Here is a 4262-nt window from a genome sequence, read left to right as displayed (position 1 = left end):
TCGTAGTCGGCAACCCAGCGTGACTGCCTGCTTGGCCGCTCTTCCAATCCCACCCCAAGCCCCACGGGGACATCGGTGCGTCCTGCGACCTCCAGCAGCTTTGCAATAAGTTTTCCGCGGTAGATCGCGTTTCTGTTGTCGCCCACGACCAGGCGGACATCCAATTCCGGGCATTTCAAAAGAAGTGTCAGGGCCCAGGTGTCGTCAATATCGTCACCGATATCGGTGTCAAGAATAACGGGAATTTTCCTGCCGGACCGGATCGCGGAAAACGCCGCCTCTGCACCAAATCGTGGCTTGTCTTCGGCACGGGCCAGACCATTCCAGGCCAGGCTTCCCGCGACTCCACCCAGGAACATTCCTGAAATAAAATCTCGGCGTTTCCACATCCGCAGCATGGTTTGGTTCTCCCCCAACGAAGCATGTTTCGACTGCATTGACCGTCCCGGCTGGATAGCCGACATCGCGGCTGGTGCGGACACATCGACGCCTCATTATCGTCACTTGCCGCCTGCCGGACAAGCCGCACGGGGTGGGGAAACTCAAGTCGGCAGGGGGGATGAGCTCACCCGCCCTGGGAACTGAAGAGCGCGACGGATAAGACGGGACACGGTTTTCCAGTTTATCGGCGAACTGGTCTGTGCAGCAAAGAATGATCGTTGATTTCTCGGAGGCGGTATTTACTTTCTGAAGGAAGGGGCCAACGCCCCGGAGACTTTTCTGGCAGGCGTCGATTTCGTCGCCAGCCTGGCCACCAACAAAAATGCCCCTTTGTACAAGTAAGGGCGACATATTTAGGATTGGGGGGCGGGTGGTCCCACCTGGCTAAACGCCGAGAGAAAACTCATTAGTCACGTGCTGAATTACCTCGTCCCCAGAGATGTGGGAGCCGTTTTCATCCGCATATAATGTTAGCGCGGACGGGGACGCGGGCCTTGCCGCGTACTCGTTCGCCGAATCGATCGGGATTGATTCCTGGGTCCCGGGCGGACAGGGTGGGCTGCATGGAGTATCTGGCCAACGCCAAAAACCAATCAAATCCGCCGGGCGTAGAAAAGACGGGGTATTCCGGCGACGTGCAAAGGGAAGGGGCATCGGCGAAAAAATTGTGGATGCTCCGCGGTTTTGCGGGGGACCTCAAGATCCCGAGACAGCCTTCCCACCAGGTGGCAGAATGCAAAAAATCGAATTAAAATGAGCAAAGATGAGGAACGGGATAGGGTTTCTCCGGCCGCATCCCCTCCCCGTCAACAGAAGCCTTCCTTTTTATTCCGTCATTGGGCATCATCGAGGTCTGGACCGGTAAGTGGCCGGTCGCATATAGGAAGGAGGTTAGCCCTGAACCGGTCAAGCTTCACCATCGGTTTAGGAGCAGTCGTGCTCCTGGTGCTTTTGCGGATCACAATTGGCTGGCACTTTCTGTACGAAGGTGTCTGGAAGATTGCCAACCGCGATAAGTTCTCCGCCGAGCCCTTCCTCAGTCAGGCCAAGGGACCGTTTGCTCCCTTCTTTTATGCCATGGTTCCCGATATAGACGGGAAGATCCGATTGCAGATTGTCAAAACCAAGGACGGGGAACTTGTGGTCATTTCCCCTGCGTATGAGGAAGCCTGGAAAAAGGCCTGCGATGAGTATGTCCGCTACTATCGCATGGACGACAAACAAAAGCGGCAGGCCGAAGCCACGCGTGATCGTTTCGTGAAGGCCCTGAACAATTACCTGGCCCAAAAGCGGGACGATATTCTGGCTCATTTCAACAGCCTGGAACGGTTCGAGAAGGAAGAAAAGGCCTCGCGTAACCTTGGGGCTTACTTCCAGAGGGAACACCTCTGGGAAAGGCAACAAAAGCTGCGAAGTGAAGCGGCCGCGTGGTTTTCAGAGATCGATAACATGGGCCGGGCTTATCTGAGTTCCTTGTGGGAGATTCTCACTCCGGAGCAAAAGTCTCGCGGTATGATTAAAGTGCCCCTCTGTGAAACGCAGCGATTGCCCGTGCGTTTGCCCTTTGCTGCGACGAAGACAGAATTGCTCAATGTGGTAGTGACTTATTCTCTGACGGCCATCGGCCTGTGTTTGATGGTGGGAGCGTTCACGCGCCTGGCAGCGCTGGGAGGCGCAGCGTTTCTTGCTTTCGTGGTGATGACGCAGTGGCCGTGGCCCACCGTCGTGCCAAAAACGCCCGAGATTGTGGGGCATGCCCTGCTTGTTGATAAGAACTTCGTGGAGATGATGGCCCTCCTGGCCCTGGCTGCCATGCCAGTCGGACGGTGGGCCGGTCTCGATTATTTCCTGTACTACGGGGTGTGTTTGCCGCTCCGCAGATGTCTGGGAAAATGCTGCGGTGGTACGCGGAAGAGCGAAACAACCCCGGAACCAGCCCCAAAAGGCGATTGATCGGCGAACGGTGCTGAGGTGACTGAATGCCCGCCGGTTGAAAGAATTAAAGAGAATCGAAAACAGCAGGATTTACATTCGGTCATTGTCTGAAAGGTTATCGATAAAAGGAACGGCATGATGAATCTGACACCGGAAGAACGCGAAGTCGGTAAAGCCAATTTTCATCGCGCGCTGGGAAACAATCTGGAGGTCACACGCCGCGACTTTCTCCAGGCGGGATTGCTGACGGCCATGGCGGCCGGCGGCAGTGTGGGGGCGTTCTACTTCGGCTACGAAAGCACCATCGAGAAGCCCCTGCGCGTGGCCGTGCTCGGCACCGGGGATGAGGGGCAGGTCCTCATCGGCGCATGCAACCCGGAATTCATTGAAATCGTGGCGATTGCCGATATCCGGCCGTACAACATCCATCGGGCGTTCCACGGCGACTGGTCAAGTGAGGCGGCCATGGAAGCTCGGCCGGGTCTCCTCAAGGTGTATGGATGGAAGACCGAAGACGAGGCCCGAAAGCACATCAAGGTCTACGGCCATTATGAGGATCTCCTGAAAGCGGAAAAGGACAATATCGAAGCGGTGATCATCGCGCTCCCGCTTCACCTGCATGCCCCGGCCGCCATCGCTGCCATGAAACTCGGCAAGCATGTGCTCACCGAGAAATTGATGGGCCATTCCGTTCATGAGTGCAAGGAAATGGCACGCATGGCCAAGCAGGCCGCGGTCCATCTCGCGGTGGGACACCAGCGCCACTACAACATTCTTTATGAAAACGCCACCGATATGATTCGGCGGGGCTTGCTAGGGGATTTGCACTACATCCGAGCGCAGTGGCACCGTGGCAATCTGCCTGGTCGGGATAGCTGGTCGATGCCATTGCCGCCCGGTGCCAAGCCGGACGACAAAAGCCACCTCACCCTGGTTGAACAGCAGCGGCGATTGAAACAGGCAGTGGAAGAAGCTAAAAAGTCGGCTCGTCCGGTCACCGCCGAGGTTGAACGTCTGGAAAAGATGCTGGCCCAGGTGGAGGCCCAGATTCGTGACAAAGAGATTATCGACAAGGTGAAGGAGTACGGCTACCAGGACAAGACCCTGGTGGCGGGAAATCAAAAGTACTTCCGGCCTGCTATCGAAGAGCTCATCCGCTGGCGGTTGTGGGAGCGGACAGGCGGCGGTCTCATGGCGGAACTGGGCAGCCATCAGCTCGATGCGGCTTCCATCTTCATCGCTGCCATGCACGGAGGACAGAAGCAACTGCCGCTCAATGTGGTGGCGGCGGGGAACCGCCCGATCTTTCCGCTCGACCGCGAGATCGAAGACCATGTGTACTGCATTATCGAATTTCCTGCACCGGGTTACGATCCCAACGATCCGGTGGGGAAGTTGAAGAAAATCGCTGTCCAGTATGCGTCGATCAATGGCAATGGTTTCGGCGGATACGGCGAGATCGTTTTCGGCACCAAGGGAACGTTGATTCTGGAACGCGAGCAGGAGGCCATGCTGTTCGCGGGCGCCGACACCTCCGCGTCGGTGGGGGTGAGCCAGAACGCTGGTGGTCCGGTTCTCGACACCCAGGCCAGCGGTCCTGCGCAAAAACGGGCCGAGGGATTGGGCCAAATGGCCACGGCCAAGGTCAGCCGGGGTTACCGAGAGGAAATCGAGCACTGGGCCTGGTGCATCCGCCGAAATCCCAATGCCGCCGATCCGGAAATCCATCCGCGATGTTATCCAAAAGTGGCGCTGGCCGACGCCGTCATTGCTTTGACGACCAACATAGCGGCTCGCGAGGGGCGCCGCATCGAATTCAAGCCGGAATGGTTTGATATCGATAATGATGAAACCCCGGATGGCGTCAAACCCGATCTGAGCCGCTA

General features: G+C 57.1%; 2 protein-coding genes and 1 pseudogene. 2 read left to right on the top strand and 1 reads right to left on the bottom strand.

Annotated elements, in window-relative coordinates; translation table 11 throughout:
* Positions 1–398, bottom strand: a pseudogene (locus tag H5U08_RS11335) (hypothetical protein); the annotation flags it as partial.
* Between the two features lie 979 nt (positions 399–1377).
* Here H5U08_RS11335 and H5U08_RS11330 point away from each other — a divergent pair.
* The gene (locus tag H5U08_RS11330) at positions 1378–2394 is read left to right on the top strand and encodes a hypothetical protein (RefSeq protein ID WP_297033070.1); all 1017 of its coding nucleotides are present in this window, start codon (positions 1378–1380) and stop codon (positions 2392–2394) included.
* A 117-nt stretch (positions 2395–2511) separates the two neighbouring features.
* A partial coding sequence (locus H5U08_RS11325; protein WP_297033068.1) for a Gfo/Idh/MocA family oxidoreductase occupies positions 2512–4262 on the top strand: 1751 nt, incomplete at its 3' end.

This window comes from Thermogutta sp. (assembly GCF_014359955.1).
In the GTDB taxonomy this organism is placed as follows: domain Bacteria; phylum Planctomycetota; class Planctomycetia; order Pirellulales; family Thermoguttaceae; genus Thermogutta.
This window is presented reverse-complemented; position numbering and strand designations above follow the sequence as displayed.